Source organism: Paenibacillus sp. DCT19, assembly GCF_003268635.1.
GTDB lineage: Bacteria > Bacillota > Bacilli > Paenibacillales > Paenibacillaceae > Paenibacillus.
This window is the reverse complement of the sequence record NZ_CP029639.1, coordinates 2,613,712-2,630,616: the sequence shown is the minus strand read 5'-3', so window position 1 is coordinate 2,630,616 and position 16,905 is coordinate 2,613,712. Positions and strand designations below refer to the sequence as shown.

Sequence of the window (16,905 nt, the reverse complement as noted above, 5' to 3'; positions counted from 1 at the left end):
CACCCCATAATTGACGGATTAGGTACTTTAATTATTCTTGTTTCCATTGATGTGTTTCAAGTAGTTTTCCAGTTTCAAAATAACACTGCATTACTTCAAGCATAGGATTTAAATCTATACAAATATTATCACAATAATTTCCTAACTGACCACCAACAACCAAGGAAATATCATTTTCTCCCTGTTTATCGTTCATAAGAGTATATATATTACCATCGATTGTTATAGACACTATAAAACACTTCGGTCCACCTCCAACTAATGCTGAATCTGTGTCTGATATCTCACAAAAAACTAATGTAAATTTATCCCCGTCCAGTTTTATTAATAAACTTAAGGTGTCCGCCCATGTAGGATTCACAACTATTTCTTCATTAAAGGTGGAACCTTTCCATTCATCAATACCAATGGATTTTATCATTTTTTCTGTTCCTCCTTTTTAAGTGTATTGCCAAATCCACCAAACTCAATCTGGTATTCTTTTGTGAGGTTAAGACGTTATTTGGGGATCCACCTTGAAAAACATATTCAAGTATTCTGCTTTCTCATAATTCACTCATGTTCCCATATTCACGAAAAAAACCTAGCCTTAGATAGCTCTTATCCTAGGACTAGGTTATTTGTTGACAGAGTATAAAAACTCAATTTCACCATTTAATAAATATCGATATTCATATAATTGTATGGTTCTCTCTCTTATTCTCTCCCTTATAGCTGTGGCTAAGCTTACGGATCCACTTGATCCAAGGTAACCATTATTAATAAATGTATCCTCTACAAATTTTGATTCCTTTAAGTGATACTGTAACCAATCTTTCTGTGATTCGATTAAGGCTTCTCTTGGTTCTCCATCCAACTTAGAAAGAAGCTTTTTATATATGTGGTTCAACTCCTTATCCCATATCTCTGTATATTTACCTTGTAACGCCCCCCATTCCATAGTTGTAACAATCTCATTAGCGTTTTGAAATTCATTAAATTCCACTTCATAATCATGATCTATAGGATTCCGAAACATTTCATCATAAAAATCACCTTTCGAATCAAGGTTCCCAATGGTCGTAGGTAACACTTTATAATCAGAAGTTTCCGATGGATTTCCCATTATTTCTTTTGATTCTGTTCCATTACCTGTACTCACTGCATCAGGAGACGGTTCAGAACTCTTTATTGATTCAGTTTCGCTGTTTAACATAGTAGATTGACTTATATTCTGACAAGATGAGAGCATTATTGTGATAAAAAATAATAATAGTATCTTACCTTTCATAACATACCTCCTTACCTTAAATCTCCAGCTACGCCGTGATTTGCAAGGTTGTCCACCTGAAATGCCTCTTGAAGTCCAAGGACAAAGCCCATGACGAATCAAATTTTCTTAGATCAGAACCAAAAACAAATGTCTGTTCAAATCAATAGTATTTATCAATTCACGTTTCAATTAGAAGATAAAAAATCTGAAGTGGCAGCTTTAAATAAACGGATCTTTCGTTTGGAATCAGAGTTCAAAAAATAATAGACAATGATCATGTTCAGCCATCAAACTCTGAATCATCTTCAAACTATGTTGTAGTTCCTATGATCCCATAAAGATTCTATAAAATAATGAATAGGCTCTTTGTAATTTATTGGCTTGTAAATCATTCTGTTCAGCCATTTCAAGCGTTCGATATTATCATAAAAGTCATCCTCGACAAACCATGTAACCTCTTTCATTGTTCCTAGAACACTTCTATTGTTTGTCTTTGAAATAACTACTTCAGCGCCATACTCTAAATATTTATTGATTAGTGTTTCATTAAATCCTTCTTGAAGTAAGTATTCGCGTAAAGTTAACATAAATTTTTCTTTTAATCGCTCTAATTGTCCTGTTCTTATTCCATCAACGATAATAGCTAATCTGGTTAAATCATTCACAAAGACAATATGTTTTCGTTTGTTCAAGATATATATATTTACATGCCAGCTCAAAAATGAAGCTGCATTAGTCTCTTCAATTGAAGTTACTTTCATATCCTTCATCAGGTCTTTAGTAAGTCTTAAAGTAAGCATTCTGCTATTCCTTTCTCTCACTGGTTTGTCCTAACGCTCCTGTATTTATGAACCCGGAAGGGGGTTGTCTGTTGAATGTCCTCTCGAACTCCATCGGAGCCACTTCTTTAGGAATTCAACAAAATCAATCACTTCAATTTCTAGTCATGAGCAATGTCAAAAAGTCTGTCTCTTCAATACTCACTCTGCATTTTTTTGTTCTTTATTATACACTAAAGCTTTAGTGGACTTAATATCCATTTCCATAAGGGGCTGTCTGCTAAAATTCCGCTCCGAAATCCTTCCCGCAGACCAAGACTCCGTTAGGATTCGCAACTTGAGTACTATGTTATAGGATATCCATGACATCTATTAATCACCCTAGTACGCTTTCTATTTGTTTCTTATGGTGTTCATCATGATTTATGAATATTTTTAGGTATCTTTGATATGTATAAGGTCGTTTATCATCTCCTATAAAAAATCGAATTTCTGAATGATCTACCTTACGGAATTGGTTTACTAAATGAGTTCGAGTTTCAATAAAGGTTTTAATCATACTTTCTCTGTCTGTAAATTCCTTAGCCTTCTCTATTGCTTTTAAATTATGAGTATCATGATCGACGAACTCTGGCAGCATCGCTTGATCTTTTATGTGTGGGAGCATCGTATTTAAAGTAAATGTATCCCAATTCCAAAGGTGAGCCACGACTTCCTTCACCGTCCACTTTCCAGGGGCGATCGGCTTTTGCCAAGTCCGATCATCAATTACTTTTACAAATTCATTAAAATTTTCAAATTGGTCTAATAGTTTCTTGTTCATTTTCTTTAACCCCTCCTAAATTAACTTTACATGATTTCCTGTAACGTTTGGAATTCGAAACCGAGAGGCTTAAGATTCGCGAGGATCGGTTGGATTCACAGGCTGTTCGCTGAATCAACTTCTTTGCTTACCGCTTCTTGCAAACCAAGAGCGAATCCCGCTACGTAGATACTTTGTTAAACGATGTGCTCTCTTATTCGAATCATGTCACTATTTCAGACCAGAACGTTATATATTTGATCTTTTCATAATTCATTTTGTTATATGATTTATCTTTAAACTCTACCTTGAAATATTCCTCTATGTTCTCACCATAATATATTATGTCTGTTTGGTGCACTGAGAAGATTGGATTTCCGCATTCAAGTGGATTAGCTGGAACATATCTGTGTGAGTAAATCGGTATGAGTGTTGGAACTTCAAGGTATTTAAATTTACATAATTCTTTTGCTTCATTTAAATCGATGGGTCTAACACCCCAGCCATCATACCAGAATGAATTATGTTCTACATCAAACAGCATACCTTCCAATGGCCAATTTAATCTATCGAATATTGAATTAACATTTCCCTCTGTGCTATCTCTCCAATTAATGAACCCTTTACTTATAGGAAGAACACTTCGAAGCAGTTCACTCAGATCTGGTGGAAATTGTATATTGAACGTGTTTTCGATCTTTGCAATTTCGTATTGAGATAATCCAGAATCGAGTAATATATTATGTTTTTTAAGTCTTTCAACTATATTTATAATATTCATTTTTATCTCCTTAAAGCATTTCATCTAACGTTCCTGTATTCATGAACCCCAACGGGGTTGTCTGCTGAAATTCCTCTTTGAAATGCATCCAGCAGACCAAGGCTCCATAGAAGCCGCTGCTTGAATATTATGTTATGGGTTGTTAGCGCCTTCTCGAATTACTTATAAATCCCTTAATTTCTTTAATATTCAGTATTTATTCTAAATTTATTGTTTTAATGAGTTCATCCATTGTTCCAATAATCCTTTTTACTTCGTCCAGCTGATAAAAGGTACTTGTAGTCTCAATTTCATTCATCTCGTTGGTTTCAGAATATAAATAAATCTCTTTCATTGCCCCAAGTGCTATCCCGAGTTCAATATGGGCACCTTTACCAGCTGGCAACATTATAATAAAAATGTCTGAATTCAAAATTGCATTCTTCTCTAGGTAACCAATCTCTCGTAGATCTTTTAGTGAATTAACATTTTGGTTTTCTATCCAGTCATAGGTTTGGATAAATCCATTTAATTTCAATTGATTTGCAACAGTTCGGACAGCTGTAGTATTACTAAAACTTGAAGCTATATAAAATTTCATATTCGCCTCCACATTGTTCTCTAAATTTCAATTATCATTTTTATTTATTTGTTTGCGGTTGTTATGTGATGTACCCTTCCTTAATAAAATTACTTCAGTTCTCTTACTTGAATTTCTTTGATTTTGTTTCCTTCAATTTCAATTCCTGCCCCTAAATCAAACAAAAAGTATTTAATCTCATCATATTTGCGGCTCTTTCTCATCGTTCTAAAATCAAAAATAAGCCTTTTATCTATGTATTGAAATTCGAGCAGTTCAAAGGCTTTTATTCGACGATCTTCCCCCCATGTCCATGACTGTCCAAACGATTTCAAAATAGACAATTCTGGCTCTTCAATGTTCTCTGCAATTAATACATCTATTCTAAAAGTAGTGCCTTTCTTATTTGGAAATTCTGAACCGAGGTATAGGTTCAAAACCCCAGTCCATTCAAAATCTTTATCTGTGTAGTATTCAAAATCATCCGTGGTCATCGGTTTTTTATCCCTCAATTTATGTTTCTGAATTTAGGTATTTCACATAACGTTCCTGTATTCACGACCCGACACATGTCGGGTGTCCGGCGAATGCCGAACAAAGGACGAATGTCCACTGCGTGAATATATTGTTATAGGATGTCAACGACTTCTTTGTAACTGCTACATGCTCTAAGATTTCATTTCATTTATTATGCTTTGAAGACCTGAACGATGTCCTCTACCTAGTGTTGAATAATTTACATGTCTTTGTGACGCTTCTATAATTGATTGATTCACCTACAGATTCATTCAAGTGGTAGTATAACTATAAAAATCATCTTCTCTCACATCAATTTTATTAGTTCTTGATGGCACATGCTTTTCCAACACTTTCAATATTTCTTGAAATGTAGTTTCTACATCACTACTTGAATTTATTATTCGATATTCATTCGGGAGTTTGTTCCTTCCCCTAATGAGGGAGTTCATTTTTATAGAAGTTTCCCAATCAGTGTAACTATTCCCGTTATCTCTATTTAGAATTCTATATTTAATCACTTCATCTTGATCACTACAAAGTGTCAAAATAGTATAGTTATACCCTTCAAATTCTTTAGGAATATCCAACATTCTAATATCATTAAGATCTGTAATAATAATATGCTTAAACCCATGACGATTATAGTTTTTTACGACCAACATCAAATTTTCAAATGCTAATTGTTCTTCTTCTTTTTGAGTGATCTGAACTGAAGGTGCTAGAGAGCTAAATTCTGGAATCCAACCAAATTCAAAATATGGAGTCTTAAAGTGTTCGTGTAATCTCTGGGACAATGTTGTTTTTCCATTCCCAGGCGAACCGTGGAGAATAATAAAATCGATGTTCAAAGTCTTCACCTGCTTACTAAAGGATTTTTGTCTTTATGCTCTAACGCTGATTTCCTATAACGTTCCTGTATTCACGACCAGACACATGTCGGGTGTTCGGCGAATGCAGAACCAGGACGTATACCCGCAGCGTGAATATTATGTTAGATGATGACACCGACTTCTTGAATTACATTCAAAATTCTTTATTGTTCTTTAATGGGACCTCCAACGTATTCTGTCTTCCCGTTCCAAAAATCAATTAAATTATTCCACCAGATTTTAGATTCAGATCTTAAATACTTTTCAAATTCACCATACTCTACATTCTTATGTTCTAATTTGTTCTGAAGAGTTTCTAATCCCCCAATTGTTGCTAACTCTTTAACAAACGAATTCCCATTGATATGCAATTCTTCTATGGCCTCAAATACTTTATCAAATTCATTGGTCTGTTTATTCTGATAGCATTCAATTAAATGTTCGAGAAAGTCACTTATGTCTAAATAGATAAGTTTATCTTCATCTGTTGTATAGTTTTCTTTTACATATTTTTCATATCTCTTATTATAAGATGGACATGCGTTTAATAGCATGTCCATGACTTGTTCTTTATCAATCATTTTGAGATTTACCTTTCATTTGTAGAGTCTTGAATCCTGTTCACGGTGATTTCATCTAACGTTCCCGTTTTCACGACCCAGCATATGCTGGGTGTCCGCCGAATGCCTGACCTAGGGCGTATGCCCGCAGCGTCAATATTATGTTATACGTAGTTACTGCTCTTCCTGAATTACTTTCATTGTTGTTCTATGTAAGGTTCCCATCCCATATGGTTATAATATTTTTTTAGAGCCTCATTGTAATTTATCGCATGGATCTCCCAAAGTTTTTTATACGAGTTACCCACCAGCTCTCCTTTAATCAATTCATTAATTGTTCGTTCAGAAGCAAAAAAACGGTTTTGTCCTTTTTCTTGTACTTTTATATACATGTATCGTTCTAATTTATTTTTCTAGCAGGTTTTAATGGTGGTAGTTTATATCGTTTTCTTTCTTCACCTTGTTTCCACCAAAAATTACTATGACCCCAGTAATAAGTCTTAGCCCATACTTCAGGTACGTCATGATAATAAATTTCGTCCTCAGCAAATCTTTCACGGAAGTATCCGTTATGTACGATTGTTTGTACAGATTCACTTACCGAAATGGGAAATCGAGAAGTCATTTCTAGAACGATTTCAAGAAAACATCTATATTGTTTCTTTGATGATTGTGTTTTTAAACGTTCTTTTAAGATCCTCATGACTTGCTCCTTTTACAGTAATTACGTATAACGTTCCTGTATTCATGAACCCCAAGGGGGGTCTGCTGAAATGCCTCCTCGGAATCCTTCCAGCAGACCCAGGCTCCAAAGGAGTCGCAGCTTGAATATTATGTTAGGTGATGTATGACTCTTCAATGAGTTACCTTCATAATCTTCTTTGGTATACCATCATTCTCATCCGGATACCCCAAAGAGGCATTTATGAGTCTACATCCTTCATTTATGTAATCCTCTCTTCTATGAATATGACCAAAACACCAGATCTTTCTATTTAGATTATATAATAACTCCCTACCGTTAAAATAATAAAAGCTGTTGCTAATATCATTTATTTTATCTAATGGAACCTTAGTCCAATCGGGTGAAATATGAGTAACCACCACATCTGAAGTATCAAGTATCTTCTTGAGTTTTGTTAACTCTTGCACATACATTGCTTCCACCAATCGCGGTAATCCCTCTATTAAAACAGAATCATTTGATATCGACTTCCAATTATCATAGATTTTATTTACTTCTATGTTTAGTTGATATATTCCATATTGAAAGTCATACCACATTCCAGCACCACCAAAAGTAGTTCCACCAATTTCAATTGTATTTCCATCTAAAAATAATACTCCAGGTATTTTTTCTGCCATTATTTTCATTTCTTCAAATCTATGTATTGAGTTACGTTTGTATTTATTTTTTATTGATTTAGTAACTAAATAGTAGTCGTGATTACCTGCTACCAGCAGAATATACTTATAATGTTCCCTGAGTTTTTCGAGAAATATGAAATTTTGTTTGTTATAGTGACCTAGATCACCAGCTATTGCCAAAACTTCTGAAGGCTCTTCAGGAAGAATTATTTGCACAAACTTATCTAATCTTTGATTTTGTTTTTTATGATTACTTGAATATTCCACCCAAAAATCTAAATGAATATCAGATATGAGATCAAATTGAATTATTGTCTTCACCTCGTTCTAGTCATATTTCACCTAACGTTCCTGTATTCATGAACCCCGAAGGGGTTGTCTGCTGAAGTGCCTCTTCGAAATCCTTCCCGCAGACCAGGGCTCCGGAAGGAACCGTTGCTTGAATATAATGTTAGATGGTGTAGACGTCTACTTTGAAATACCTTCAGTTGTTCTTACAAAAAAAGAACATCAAGCCAATTTACACTTGATGCACTTCTATCCACTTTTGTATGTTCTCTTCTATGAATTCACCTTCTGCGGTCTTCAATCCCAATTCAACTAATTCTTCTTGCTCGTACTTTACAGAAATCTCATTTAAACGTAATAAAAGCAGCATAGTTGCTACCCCTATACGTTTATTCCCGTCAATAAATCCATGATTCTTTATTAGAGCAAATGTAGTAACAGATATTTTCTTTATATTTCCTTCGTAAAGTTCCTGTCCATCAAAAGTTGCTTCCGCTTTCTTAAGAGCACTTTCAACTAGCCCAAGATCTCTAACTCCATCGGAGCCGCCTGTTGACTTAATAATCTTAGTATGGAATTGAAGAATCTGTTCCAGACTAAGATACTTCATTTCGATAATTCCCTAAGTGCCTCAATATTCTCGTTTATAATATCGTCCATGAGCGAATCCATTTGCTTATTATTACGATTCTTTAGAAATTCAACAAAATCAATCACTTCAATTTTCTTGTCATCAGGCAATGTCAAAAAGTCTTGAATAAGTTTCTCTTCAATACTCACTCTGCATACCTCCTACACTTCTTTGTTTTTATTATACACTAAAGTTTGAGTGGACTTAACATCCATTTCCAATGTTTGTTTGGTTCTGCGGCTATTTCATCTAACGTTCCTGTATTCACGACCCAGCTCATGCTGGGTGTCCGGCGAATGCCGAACCAAGGACGGATGTCTGCAGCGTGAATATATTGTTAAGTGATGTTCCTCTGAATTACCTATCAAATACGTCTTGAAAATATTTATCCATTAATCCTTTATTCTTAAATCTGTCTTTAATATGTTCTTTTGCTCTTAAACAAGCATTTTTATAACCTTCACTTTTCATACTATCCGCAAGAAAAACCATTTCAATTATTGGATCACTTGGTTCCAACTCGTATGCTTTTGACAGCATGTTTTTCCCTATGCTTTCCCAATGCTCATAGTCTCCAAAATGTTGAGGAAACAACGTAATCATATAACCGAAAATCAATAAAAACTGCGTTTCTGTAGAGAAATTATGTATCCCTTTCTCTGTAACTTCGTTTAATGTCAATTCAATCATCTCATAATCGTTTTCATTAAGCCCTCAGTAACAAACGTATTTCCAGATTCGACACTCAAATACCAGGATAAAAAACCTAAATTCAAGCATATACTCAAATCACGCTTCCCTTTGTCCCACTCTCTTTTCATCGACAGAAAGGCTTCTTGATAATTTTTTGCAGTCTCAAATTCATTGAACTGATCTCCATCAAACATCACTTACCTTCCTTTCAATTTCGCCTCGGAATTTCACCTAACGTTCCTGTATTCACGACTCGACGCATGTCGGGTGTCTGGCGAATGCCAGACCAAGGACGAATGTCCGCAGCGTGAATATTATGTTAGCCGGAGTTATTGTCTTCTTCGAGTTAGCCACTCAAAGCCTGATCATCCCTTCTTTCCATAGTCCTAGAACGACATCCATTTGTGAATTGTACTTAACGTCTTGATCTCCAATTACTTCTTTCCATAATACTCTTTGATGTATATCCTTATCCTTATCCTTATCAATCTCACCTAATATTTTTACTGCCTTTAGCCCGTATGCTTTATTCTTTTTTGAATTTGTGTAAACTCCTCTTGGAATGCTTTCAAGTAGACCTGCTTCGCATAGACCTAAAAAAGTGTTTTTCGCGCATCCCTTTTTCTGTGAAGAGCTACCTTCACCAAATATTTCCATTGTCACTTCATTCCATGCTTTAATTGGATCACCATGTTTATGTTCTTTAAGATAATTGACAGCTTTCACTGCTGCTTCACCATATTTCCCCATAATAATCCTTCTTTCTTTTTACTATCGCAATAATTTCGGCTAACTTCAAATTTACGAACTTCGTAAATACTACAAATTTCTGAACTATTTCCGACTAAATCTAGTTTAAACCATATTGTTCCATTTTCAAGTAACAATTACATCTCAAAGAGCAGCCTTTACATCCGGCTGCTCTTTGATTTTGCCAATATATTAATCTAACTATCTTATTCAAACGAACAATAGCTTCTACTTCGCTCCACCGCTCCAGATGACTCGTTCACTCATCGCTTTGTGCTGGGCAATCAGACAGATCTCAGCTGCCTTAAAGGCATGCTCTTGGGTCATCGCATTCTCTGTCCGAGCCAGACAATCACGGATCAGATCGCCGAAGAAGGGATACCCCACCTGCCCTTTCACACCATAATGGTACTCACCTTCGTGATTGACTAGATAAACTTGATCTCCTTGAGACTCACGACCCACATCAATATATTTCCGCAACTCAATGTAACCGTCTGTCCCGAGGATTACGGTACGACCATCGCCCCAAGTGCTGAGCCCATCTGGTGTAAACCAGTCTACGCGGAAATAGCCTGACGCTCCATTGTTACCAATCAGAGACGCTTCTCCGAAATCCTCCAACTCAGGGTATTGCGGATGGTTGAAATTATGCACCCGGCTGAATGCCACTTCTGCATCCGTACAGGAGGCAAACGTCAGGAATTGTTCGATCTGATGGCTACCGATGTCGCAGAGGATACCACCATACTGTTCATGACGGAAGAACCAGTCAGGACGAGCTGGCGCATTTAATCGATGTGGCCCGGTGCCCATCACTTGCACCACTTTTCCAATCGCACCTTCTTCAATTAATTGCCCAGCATAGATCGCACTCTCCACATGCAGACGCTCACTATAATAGACCATGTATTTCTTCCCGGTACGCTTGACCTCTTCACGCGCACGAGCCAGTTGATCCAATGTTGTAAATGGTGCCTTATCCGTAAAATAATCTTTGCCTGACGCCAAAACTCTCATACCGAGTGGTGCACGTTCGGAAGTAATTGCCGCACTAGCTACCAGCTTGACTTCATCATCAGCGAACACCTGCTCTTCAGATTGCGCTATCTGAGCCTGGGGAAACTGTTTACGAAATGCCTCAACCTTGAGCGGATCCGGGTCATATACCCATTTAAGAGTCGCTCCCGCCTCAACTAATCCCCAACCATACCGTAGATATGTCCATGATCCAACGCTACAGCAGCAATGGTGAACTCGCCTTCGCCACATACGACCTCTTTTTTTACACTTTTGGGTGCATAGAACATTCCGTCTTTTGCCACGTGATTCCCTTCTTTCCGCTTTTATTTTGAATATAGTTAATTAGCTTCTATCCCATTTCACTTAAACGTTTGTGTCAGGTCTGCTGGTTGATTCTTGCTATAACCCGGATCCTTCTTCATGACGGATTGTGAGATCCGCTCTTGTAAATGTTCGTAGAACAGCTCTTCATCCATCGGCAAATCAACCCAGTGATCCGTCCATGTCGAGAGTAGCATCGCATTAGACAGTGTAAGTCCGTGAATGCCCTCTTCACCTGGAGCGATGAGAGGTACACCTGTCCGGATTGCATCGACCCAGTTCCGAATTAATCCTGGGTGACCTGATTCGACCCCGGTAATCGGAACATCACATTTCCAACATTCCGGCTGTCCAAAACCACCGGTGAAACGTTGATTAAACTCAGGCTCGGATTCACGCAGACGCCAGAACGTTAATTTTCCATCCTCAATTACGATTTTCCCACGATCACCATTCACTTCGAATCGATTCGTACCCGGTGCTTCGCCTGTTGTAGTTACAAAAACCCCAGTTGCGCCGTTAGCATATTCCACATATGCGGTCACATCATCTTCGACTTCAATATTCCGGTATTTCCCAAAAGAACAGAACGCCCGCATACGAACAGGCATCATCCCGATCGTCCATTGCCACAGATCCAATTGGTGAGGGTCTTGATTAATCAGAACCCCCCCACCTTCGCCCGCCCAAGTCGCACGCCAGCCACTAGAGTCGTAGTAGCTCTGAGATCGATACCAATTCGTAATGATCCAGTTCGTCCGTCTGATCTCGCCCAGTTCGCCTGAAGCGATGAGATCTCTAAGCTTGATATATAACGGATTGGTCCGTTGGTTGTACATAATGGAGAAGCATTTTCCGCTGGCACTGGCTGCCTCATTCATCTCCCGTACCTGTTTCGTGTACACACCTGCTGGCTTCTCAATCATGACATGTAAGCCATGACGAAATGCCTGGATGGCCTGCTCCGGATGGTCGTAGTGAGGTGTTGCGATAATTACTGCATCAATGGTGCCTGAACCCATCATCTGCTCTGCATCCTGCCAATACACAACGGATGCAGGAAAGTTATCCGATACCCACTTGGCCATCTCCTGTCTCACATCACACACCGCTACAAGTTCTGCACCGGGCACCTCTCCAGCGATTAACGTTCTGGCATGTGCTGCTCCCATGTTTCCGATTCCAATGACTGCTACCCGAACTACACTCATACGCTGACCTCCTCCTCAAGTTGTTCCTTAATAGCCTGAAAAACATCTGTAAAATGCTGTAACATCTTAGCGGAGCTAAAAGCACCACTGAAATCCTCAATACCGTAATAACCATCGTATCCAACCGCTCGTAAATCCCTTACAACCTGTACCCAATCCACCACACCTTCTGTCAAAGAAAGCCATGGACAATTCCATTTCGTTGTTAATGAGGATCTCTGATCTTCACCCCGTCGTTCAGACGAAAATGTCGCAACAGCCTCCTCCTGAAACCATCCTGCATTTTTAACATGCACATGTGCGAGATAAGGACCTAGTAACTCTAGACCCATCCGATGATTTTCGTACCCTTCATGCACCAGGTTGCCCGGATCATATAACACACCCACATGCTCTGCATCCAATGATTGAACCAGTCGATAGGCCAAAGAAGCACTTGGTGCAATCGTCTGATGGTGTGTCTCTACTAAGGCCTTCACCTTGTATTGCTTAGCCATCTCCTGAACTTCACTCAGATAACGCACGGCCTCCCGATATAACTCAGGATAACTTGTGGTGCGATTATATCCCGGCACACCGACACGCATCATGGATGCACCGAGCGAATGAGCAGCCTGAAATGCCTGTTCGGTTGCTGGCAAGTCACCACAGCTCAGATAAGGTACAAGCGCAATGGATTTTCTTCCATGCTTGTGTGCTGCTTCACGGAATATCGGAGTTTGTTTCTCCCATGAGGCGGGATCTATGGAGCACCGATTGTTCCGCCAATAGGACGGCTCTTCCTGCATAGCATCTTCCGGTATTCCGCGAAATCTCCATTCAATCCCATCTATTCCGGCTGAAGCTGCCGCTGCTGCTAACTCTTCCGCATTGAGATCAGGAGTTGCCACCGTAAATACTGACCATTTCAAAACCATCAGCTCCTTATGTAAACGTATTCATTTTATGGTTGTAAGCGCATTGTATCACTCCCGGAACTGAGTCAACAGGGCTTTTCGTTAACAGATGAATGAGAGATAACAGTTAGACCATTTTCCCCATTCAGAGATAACATTTTGTCATCAAGAAAGAAGTAAGCGTGGGTTTCTCATGTAAGGTCACATTATAAAAAACAAAAAAAGTGCCAATACTCTCTGCTCAAGAGAATATCGGCACTTGGTCTAATCACAAAATGAATAGCATTAGAATATAAACTAGCTAATCTCACAGCCCTCTTACTTCCGATCAAAAAACACATGCTCTGCCTGTAGCTTGCCAAGATGTGTTTTCATGATGCCAAACGAATACTGTTTCTGAAAACGTCGATCCGTCGGAGAGCCGGGATTGAATACTAACACGTCATCAACCGTATGCATAACCGGAATATGTGAGTGTCCATATACAATGGCGTCTACTTGCTGTCCCGCAAAGGTCTGAATGGCATTTTGTTCTGTCGATTTCGAGCCCTGATGACCATGCACCAGCCCAATCCGAAGACCATCTGCTTCGACAATACGAGAAAACCCCAGCTTATCCGCAATTTCTACCGGGTCCGTATTACCTGTCACGCCAGCTACTGGCGCATAGGTGCTCAGCAGCTTGTACACATTCCAGTCAGACCAATCACCTGCATGCAAAATAAGATCAGCATCGGACAGCTCTTGTACAAGCGGCTCAGGCAATTCACGTGCTTTTCGGGGTAAATGCGTATCCGAGATCACGATAATTTTCATGTTACAGCACACCTTCCTATCTCTGTACCTCGAATGGGTTCTTCCATTACTGCACGGGCGTCGACACTTCGTCCATGTCTAAACAAGAGCGTTCCATATCTTCTAGAGTAATCGATGCAAAAAACTGATGCACCTTCTCTTCTGCTACCTTATATAGATTGTTAAGCAAACCGTCGATCCGTACGCCTACATTACAATCTGGGTTGCAATTGCCGTGAATCGGAAACAGAGGCCCTTCATCCTTCGCAGCGTCGTAGATCATGGCTAGAGTAATTTCGCTGGAAGGTTTCGCTAGATAGAATCCTCTGGTACCTGGGGAAGAATCAACAAGACCTGCCTTTTTCAGCCCACCTAGAATCCGTCTAACAACGACAGGGTTCGTATTAATACTACCTGCAATCTCTGCAGAAGTGATTCGTTCAGGGGCATCCAGGGACAATAGTAACAAGCAATGCACACTGACCGAAAAATGAGTACTCATGATTAACCACCTTTTAGAGGTTGTTCAAAAAAACCGCTTTTGATTACGAAGGATGCCTGTTGGCATCTCAGCGTCAAATATGGAACTCAGCCGAAATGTCCGTTGCTCACGTAGTTTATCCTACGCTCCGCTACTCCATTTCTAGCTTCATCCCATCTTCTTGGTACTGAAAACCGTCCTTTTTGAACACGCACTTTTATTATTAACATTTCCACACATTTAGTTTCAGATGCTCATTCAATTCACAACAATTTATAAATTCAGCTTGCTGTTTAGTTATTCGGGAAATAGGTTCTGTTCAGGACGTGCCCTGATTTTGAGTTGCCGAACACTATATTCAAGTTGCTTCACGATATCATCCAATTGTTTACGGTCAATCTTGGTAGGATCATCTACGGGCTTGGCTGTAGACTTCAGATCCCGGATGACAATCTGCTGCTCCTGCCATTTATCCATCAGATCCGCTATGTTGGCATAAAACCGCTCATAATCCTTGATAACCAAGTCAAGGTAAGCATCTACCTCGTCAGGGTCATATCCGCGAAGTTTATAGTTAAATTGTTTCTCATGAATTGACAATGCATCGAGCTGCACGCCAAGTTGCTTGAACAATTGTCTTTGTTTATCCAATCTTCGTTTCATATGTTCATCCATAATGACAACCTCCATTATATCAAATGCGCAGCAACTTCCATATTATTTTTATGGGTCTGCGGCATTTCTCTCTCTATTTTTTATAACACATTATCGTTCAGATATGAAACCAGCGCATCCTCTATTTCAAGCGAAACATGATTGCTTCTCGTTAAAATCGGGTAAGGACTGACTACACACCCATTACGGGAAAGGAGCAAGTCGATATGAGTACACTAACGAAAGATCAACTTCACCAATTAAAGGATGCTCTTATAGAGCAACGTGAAAATTTACAGCGTCATTTCGAATCCAGCATGGAAGATGGAGCTCCAGCAGAATCTCTCAAAGATTCAACCGGTGAGCTGTCATCATACGATAATCATCCAGCAGATGCAGGTACAGAAACGTTTGAGCGTAGCCGGGATCTCGCCGTAGACGACACCTTGAAGGATGAATTCGATCAAGTGAGCGAGGCGTTGGAACGAATGGAAGATGGTTCTTACGGAACCTGTATCACCTGTGGTAAGGATATTCCGTTTGAACGACTGGAGGCCATCCCATACACCGCTTATTGTATTGACGATACCCCGCAGCGTGATCTAAGCAACGACCGCCCTGTCGAGGAAGAAGTGATGACCATGCCTCCAACTGGCGCTGGTGAGGTCAGACAGCGCAACGCAGGTAAATTCGATCATGCGGACGCTTGGGAAGCGGTCAGCGAGTATGGTACGTCCAACTCCCCGGCAACAGCAGCCAAACGCGAAGTGAGAGATTATGACGAGAACATGTAGTTCTCAACTCCAATGAACGAGATAAATTGATTAACCGGTCTGTTGATCAGCAATCAATTCCTAACGTTCAGTGTCGTTCTGAACACGCATGAAAAAGCCGCCAATGGCGGCTTTTTTCTACGTTCACATCACTTGTGTCAATATATCCCCGCTTATCTTAAAATAACGTTAGAATAAGTTAGTCGGTAGGCTTAGATCATTCCGCTCCCTCTAAGGCTGAACCAAATCATCGCTTCGGTTTAGAATTAGAATTGGACTTCTTTCTCTTAGGTGATTTCACTTCAGTCTCTGAATCCAGCTTATCCTCCATTTGTTTCGACAGGCTAGAGAATAAACGAAATTCTTCTTGACCAACTTGTTTCTTGTTATCTGTAAAATAAGGCTCGCATAACTTCGTAATCTCCTTAAAGAGCTGCTCTGCTTCTTCATTCGTTACATATAAGGTCATATCAGAGATAAACATCCGATCCCCTTGACTGGCCTGTTTCATGAACCTCTCACGACTCTGCTCATACATTTCATTTAATAATTTCAGCGTTTCCGATTGAAAAACCTGCTTGAGTGGTGAATCCTCCTCACCTTCATGACGAAGATGAATCTCGCCTTCAAAAGGGTCGTAGTATTTAGCAATGATGCCATTAATTTCGCGTGTGGAGACGAGGGTAAGCAATCCGATCTTCTCCAGCTTCTTCACATGATAGTGTACCTTGGCAGGTACTTCTCCCATCAAATCAGCTATTTCTTTTACGGTAGAGGGTCTCCCCTGTTTACGAAATGTGTTCATGATCTGTATACGATACGGATCGGAATATACTTTAATCTCTTCAATTGTTGATAGTACGATGTGCTGCATCCCTTATATCCTCATTTCCGGGCTTA

The 16,905-nt window shown here is 39.3% G+C and carries 23 protein-coding genes and 1 pseudogene; 1 reads left to right on the top strand and 23 read right to left on the bottom strand.

Annotation, left to right across the window (positions count from 1 at the left end):
- Positions 1-31 precede the first annotated feature (31 nt).
- The 22 genes and pseudogenes from DMB88_RS11880 to DMB88_RS11775 form a co-directional block, all read right to left on the bottom strand.
- A complete protein-coding gene (locus tag DMB88_RS11880) occupies positions 32-421 on the bottom strand; it encodes a hypothetical protein (protein ID WP_128101517.1) in 390 nt (129 codons plus the stop codon).
- Between the two features lie 195 nt (positions 422-616).
- Positions 617-1,270: a lysozyme inhibitor LprI family protein gene (locus DMB88_RS11875; RefSeq protein WP_128101516.1), complete on the bottom strand. Its 654-nt coding sequence runs from the start codon at positions 1,268-1,270 to the stop codon at positions 617-619.
- A 287-nt stretch (positions 1,271-1,557) separates the two neighbouring features.
- Positions 1,558-2,052: a DUF6933 domain-containing protein gene (locus DMB88_RS11870; protein ID WP_128101515.1), complete on the bottom strand. Its 495-nt coding sequence runs from the start codon at positions 2,050-2,052 to the stop codon at positions 1,558-1,560.
- A gap of 355 nt (positions 2,053-2,407) precedes the next feature.
- Positions 2,408-2,854, bottom strand: a complete 447-nt coding sequence (locus DMB88_RS11865; RefSeq protein ID WP_128101514.1) for a maleylpyruvate isomerase N-terminal domain-containing protein — start codon at positions 2,852-2,854, stop codon at positions 2,408-2,410.
- Between the two features lie 202 nt (positions 2,855-3,056).
- Positions 3,057-3,614 (bottom strand): SMI1/KNR4 family protein, encoded by a 558-nt coding sequence (locus DMB88_RS11860; RefSeq protein ID WP_128101513.1) that lies wholly within the window; start codon positions 3,612-3,614, stop codon positions 3,057-3,059.
- A 196-nt stretch (positions 3,615-3,810) separates the two neighbouring features.
- Complete coding sequence (locus DMB88_RS11855; RefSeq protein ID WP_128101512.1) at positions 3,811-4,194, bottom strand: group-specific protein; 384 nt, start codon at positions 4,192-4,194, stop codon at positions 3,811-3,813.
- Between the two features lie 89 nt (positions 4,195-4,283).
- Positions 4,284-4,667 (bottom strand): hypothetical protein, encoded by a 384-nt coding sequence (locus tag DMB88_RS11850; protein WP_128101511.1) that lies wholly within the window; start codon positions 4,665-4,667, stop codon positions 4,284-4,286.
- 294 nt (positions 4,668-4,961) lie between these two features.
- A complete protein-coding gene (locus DMB88_RS11845) occupies positions 4,962-5,540 on the bottom strand; it encodes a DEAD/DEAH box helicase family protein (protein ID WP_128101510.1) in 579 nt (192 codons plus the stop codon).
- A gap of 185 nt (positions 5,541-5,725) precedes the next feature.
- Positions 5,726-6,142: a DUF7674 family protein gene (locus DMB88_RS11840; RefSeq protein ID WP_174715285.1), complete on the bottom strand. Its 417-nt coding sequence runs from the start codon at positions 6,140-6,142 to the stop codon at positions 5,726-5,728.
- 379 nt (positions 6,143-6,521) lie between these two features.
- Positions 6,522-6,824, bottom strand: coding sequence for a hypothetical protein (locus DMB88_RS11835; RefSeq protein ID WP_128101509.1), 303 nt, complete (start codon positions 6,822-6,824; stop codon positions 6,522-6,524).
- Between the two features lie 152 nt (positions 6,825-6,976).
- Positions 6,977-7,810, bottom strand: a complete 834-nt coding sequence (locus DMB88_RS11830) for a metallophosphoesterase family protein (protein WP_128101508.1) — start codon at positions 7,808-7,810, stop codon at positions 6,977-6,979.
- A gap of 199 nt (positions 7,811-8,009) precedes the next feature.
- Positions 8,010-8,387 (bottom strand): type II toxin-antitoxin system death-on-curing family toxin, encoded by a 378-nt coding sequence (locus tag DMB88_RS11825; protein ID WP_128101507.1) that lies wholly within the window; start codon positions 8,385-8,387, stop codon positions 8,010-8,012.
- Positions 8,384-8,557 carry a DUF2281 domain-containing protein gene (locus DMB88_RS11820; protein WP_128101506.1) on the bottom strand — a complete coding sequence of 58 codons (174 nt, stop codon included), beginning with the start codon at positions 8,555-8,557 and terminating at the stop codon, positions 8,384-8,386. Before DMB88_RS11820 ends, DMB88_RS11825 begins: the two co-directional genes overlap by 4 nt.
- 208 nt (positions 8,558-8,765) lie before the next feature.
- Positions 8,766-9,089 carry a hypothetical protein gene (locus DMB88_RS11815; protein WP_128101505.1) on the bottom strand — a complete coding sequence of 108 codons (324 nt, stop codon included), beginning with the start codon at positions 9,087-9,089 and terminating at the stop codon, positions 8,766-8,768.
- 5 nt (positions 9,090-9,094) lie between these two features.
- Positions 9,095-9,295: a hypothetical protein gene (locus DMB88_RS11810; RefSeq protein ID WP_128101504.1), complete on the bottom strand. Its 201-nt coding sequence runs from the start codon at positions 9,293-9,295 to the stop codon at positions 9,095-9,097.
- A 160-nt stretch (positions 9,296-9,455) separates the two neighbouring features.
- A complete protein-coding gene (locus DMB88_RS11805) occupies positions 9,456-9,851 on the bottom strand; it encodes a DUF6979 family protein (protein ID WP_128100857.1) in 396 nt (131 codons plus the stop codon).
- Between the two features lie 228 nt (positions 9,852-10,079).
- Positions 10,080-11,161, bottom strand: a pseudogene (locus DMB88_RS11800) (Gfo/Idh/MocA family protein).
- A 72-nt stretch (positions 11,162-11,233) separates the two neighbouring features.
- Positions 11,234-12,406, bottom strand: a complete 1,173-nt coding sequence (locus DMB88_RS11795; protein WP_128101503.1) for a Gfo/Idh/MocA family protein — start codon at positions 12,404-12,406, stop codon at positions 11,234-11,236.
- Complete coding sequence (locus DMB88_RS11790) at positions 12,403-13,317, bottom strand: sugar phosphate isomerase/epimerase family protein (protein WP_128101502.1); 915 nt, start codon at positions 13,315-13,317, stop codon at positions 12,403-12,405. The genes DMB88_RS11795 and DMB88_RS11790 overlap by 4 nt, the downstream gene beginning before the upstream one ends.
- A gap of 303 nt (positions 13,318-13,620) precedes the next feature.
- The gene (locus DMB88_RS11785; RefSeq protein WP_128101501.1) at positions 13,621-14,118 is read right to left on the bottom strand and encodes a metallophosphoesterase family protein; all 498 of its coding nucleotides are present in this window, start codon (positions 14,116-14,118) and stop codon (positions 13,621-13,623) included.
- A 46-nt stretch (positions 14,119-14,164) separates the two neighbouring features.
- Entirely contained in the window at positions 14,165-14,599 is a 435-nt protein-coding gene (locus DMB88_RS11780; protein WP_128101500.1) for an Rrf2 family transcriptional regulator, read from the bottom strand.
- 276 nt (positions 14,600-14,875) lie between these two features.
- Positions 14,876-15,253, bottom strand: coding sequence for a DivIVA domain-containing protein (locus DMB88_RS11775; protein WP_128101499.1), 378 nt, complete (start codon positions 15,251-15,253; stop codon positions 14,876-14,878).
- 206 nt (positions 15,254-15,459) lie between these two features.
- On the opposite strand from DMB88_RS11775, the gene DMB88_RS11770 reads away from it, so the two are divergent.
- A complete protein-coding gene (locus DMB88_RS11770) occupies positions 15,460-16,026 on the top strand; it encodes a TraR/DksA C4-type zinc finger protein (RefSeq protein ID WP_128101498.1) in 567 nt (188 codons plus the stop codon).
- 226 nt (positions 16,027-16,252) lie between these two features.
- Here DMB88_RS11770 and DMB88_RS11765 read toward each other — a convergent pair whose 3' ends face one another.
- Complete coding sequence (locus DMB88_RS11765; RefSeq protein ID WP_128101497.1) at positions 16,253-16,879, bottom strand: ArsR/SmtB family transcription factor; 627 nt, start codon at positions 16,877-16,879, stop codon at positions 16,253-16,255.
- Positions 16,880-16,905: the final 26 nt, after the last annotated feature.

Coding starts and splice junctions, on each gene's coding strand:
- DMB88_RS11880 (WP_128101517.1), bottom strand. CDS start 421: ATGATAAAATCCATTGGTATTGATGAATGGAAAGGTTCCACCTTTAAT.
- DMB88_RS11875 (WP_128101516.1), bottom strand. CDS start 1,270: ATGAAAGGTAAGATACTATTATTATTTTTTATCACAATAATGCTCTCA.
- DMB88_RS11870 (WP_128101515.1), bottom strand. CDS start 2,052: ATGCTTACTTTAAGACTTACTAAAGACCTGATGAAGGATATGAAAGTA.
- DMB88_RS11865 (WP_128101514.1), bottom strand. CDS start 2,854: ATGAACAAGAAACTATTAGACCAATTTGAAAATTTTAATGAATTTGTA.
- DMB88_RS11860 (WP_128101513.1), bottom strand. CDS start 3,614: ATGAATATTATAAATATAGTTGAAAGACTTAAAAAACATAATATATTA.
- DMB88_RS11855 (WP_128101512.1), bottom strand. CDS start 4,194: ATGAAATTTTATATAGCTTCAAGTTTTAGTAATACTACAGCTGTCCGA.
- DMB88_RS11850 (WP_128101511.1), bottom strand. CDS start 4,667: ATGACCACGGATGATTTTGAATACTACACAGATAAAGATTTTGAATGG.
- DMB88_RS11840 (WP_174715285.1), bottom strand. CDS start 6,142: ATGATTGATAAAGAACAAGTCATGGACATGCTATTAAACGCATGTCCA.
- DMB88_RS11835 (WP_128101509.1), bottom strand. CDS start 6,824: ATGAGGATCTTAAAAGAACGTTTAAAAACACAATCATCAAAGAAACAA.
- DMB88_RS11825 (WP_128101507.1), bottom strand. CDS start 8,387: ATGAAGTATCTTAGTCTGGAACAGATTCTTCAATTCCATACTAAGATT.
- DMB88_RS11810 (WP_128101504.1), bottom strand. CDS start 9,295: ATGTTTGATGGAGATCAGTTCAATGAATTTGAGACTGCAAAAAATTAT.
- DMB88_RS11805 (WP_128100857.1), bottom strand. CDS start 9,851: ATGGGGAAATATGGTGAAGCAGCAGTGAAAGCTGTCAATTATCTTAAA.
- DMB88_RS11795 (WP_128101503.1), bottom strand. CDS start 12,406: ATGAGTGTAGTTCGGGTAGCAGTCATTGGAATCGGAAACATGGGAGCA.
- DMB88_RS11785 (WP_128101501.1), bottom strand. CDS start 14,118: ATGAAAATTATCGTGATCTCGGATACGCATTTACCCCGAAAAGCACGT.
- DMB88_RS11780 (WP_128101500.1), bottom strand. CDS start 14,599: ATGAGTACTCATTTTTCGGTCAGTGTGCATTGCTTGTTACTATTGTCC.
- DMB88_RS11775 (WP_128101499.1), bottom strand. CDS start 15,253: ATGGATGAACATATGAAACGAAGATTGGATAAACAAAGACAATTGTTC.
- DMB88_RS11770 (WP_128101498.1), top strand. CDS start 15,460: ATGAGTACACTAACGAAAGATCAACTTCACCAATTAAAGGATGCTCTT.
- DMB88_RS11765 (WP_128101497.1), bottom strand. CDS start 16,879: ATGCAGCACATCGTACTATCAACAATTGAAGAGATTAAAGTATATTCC.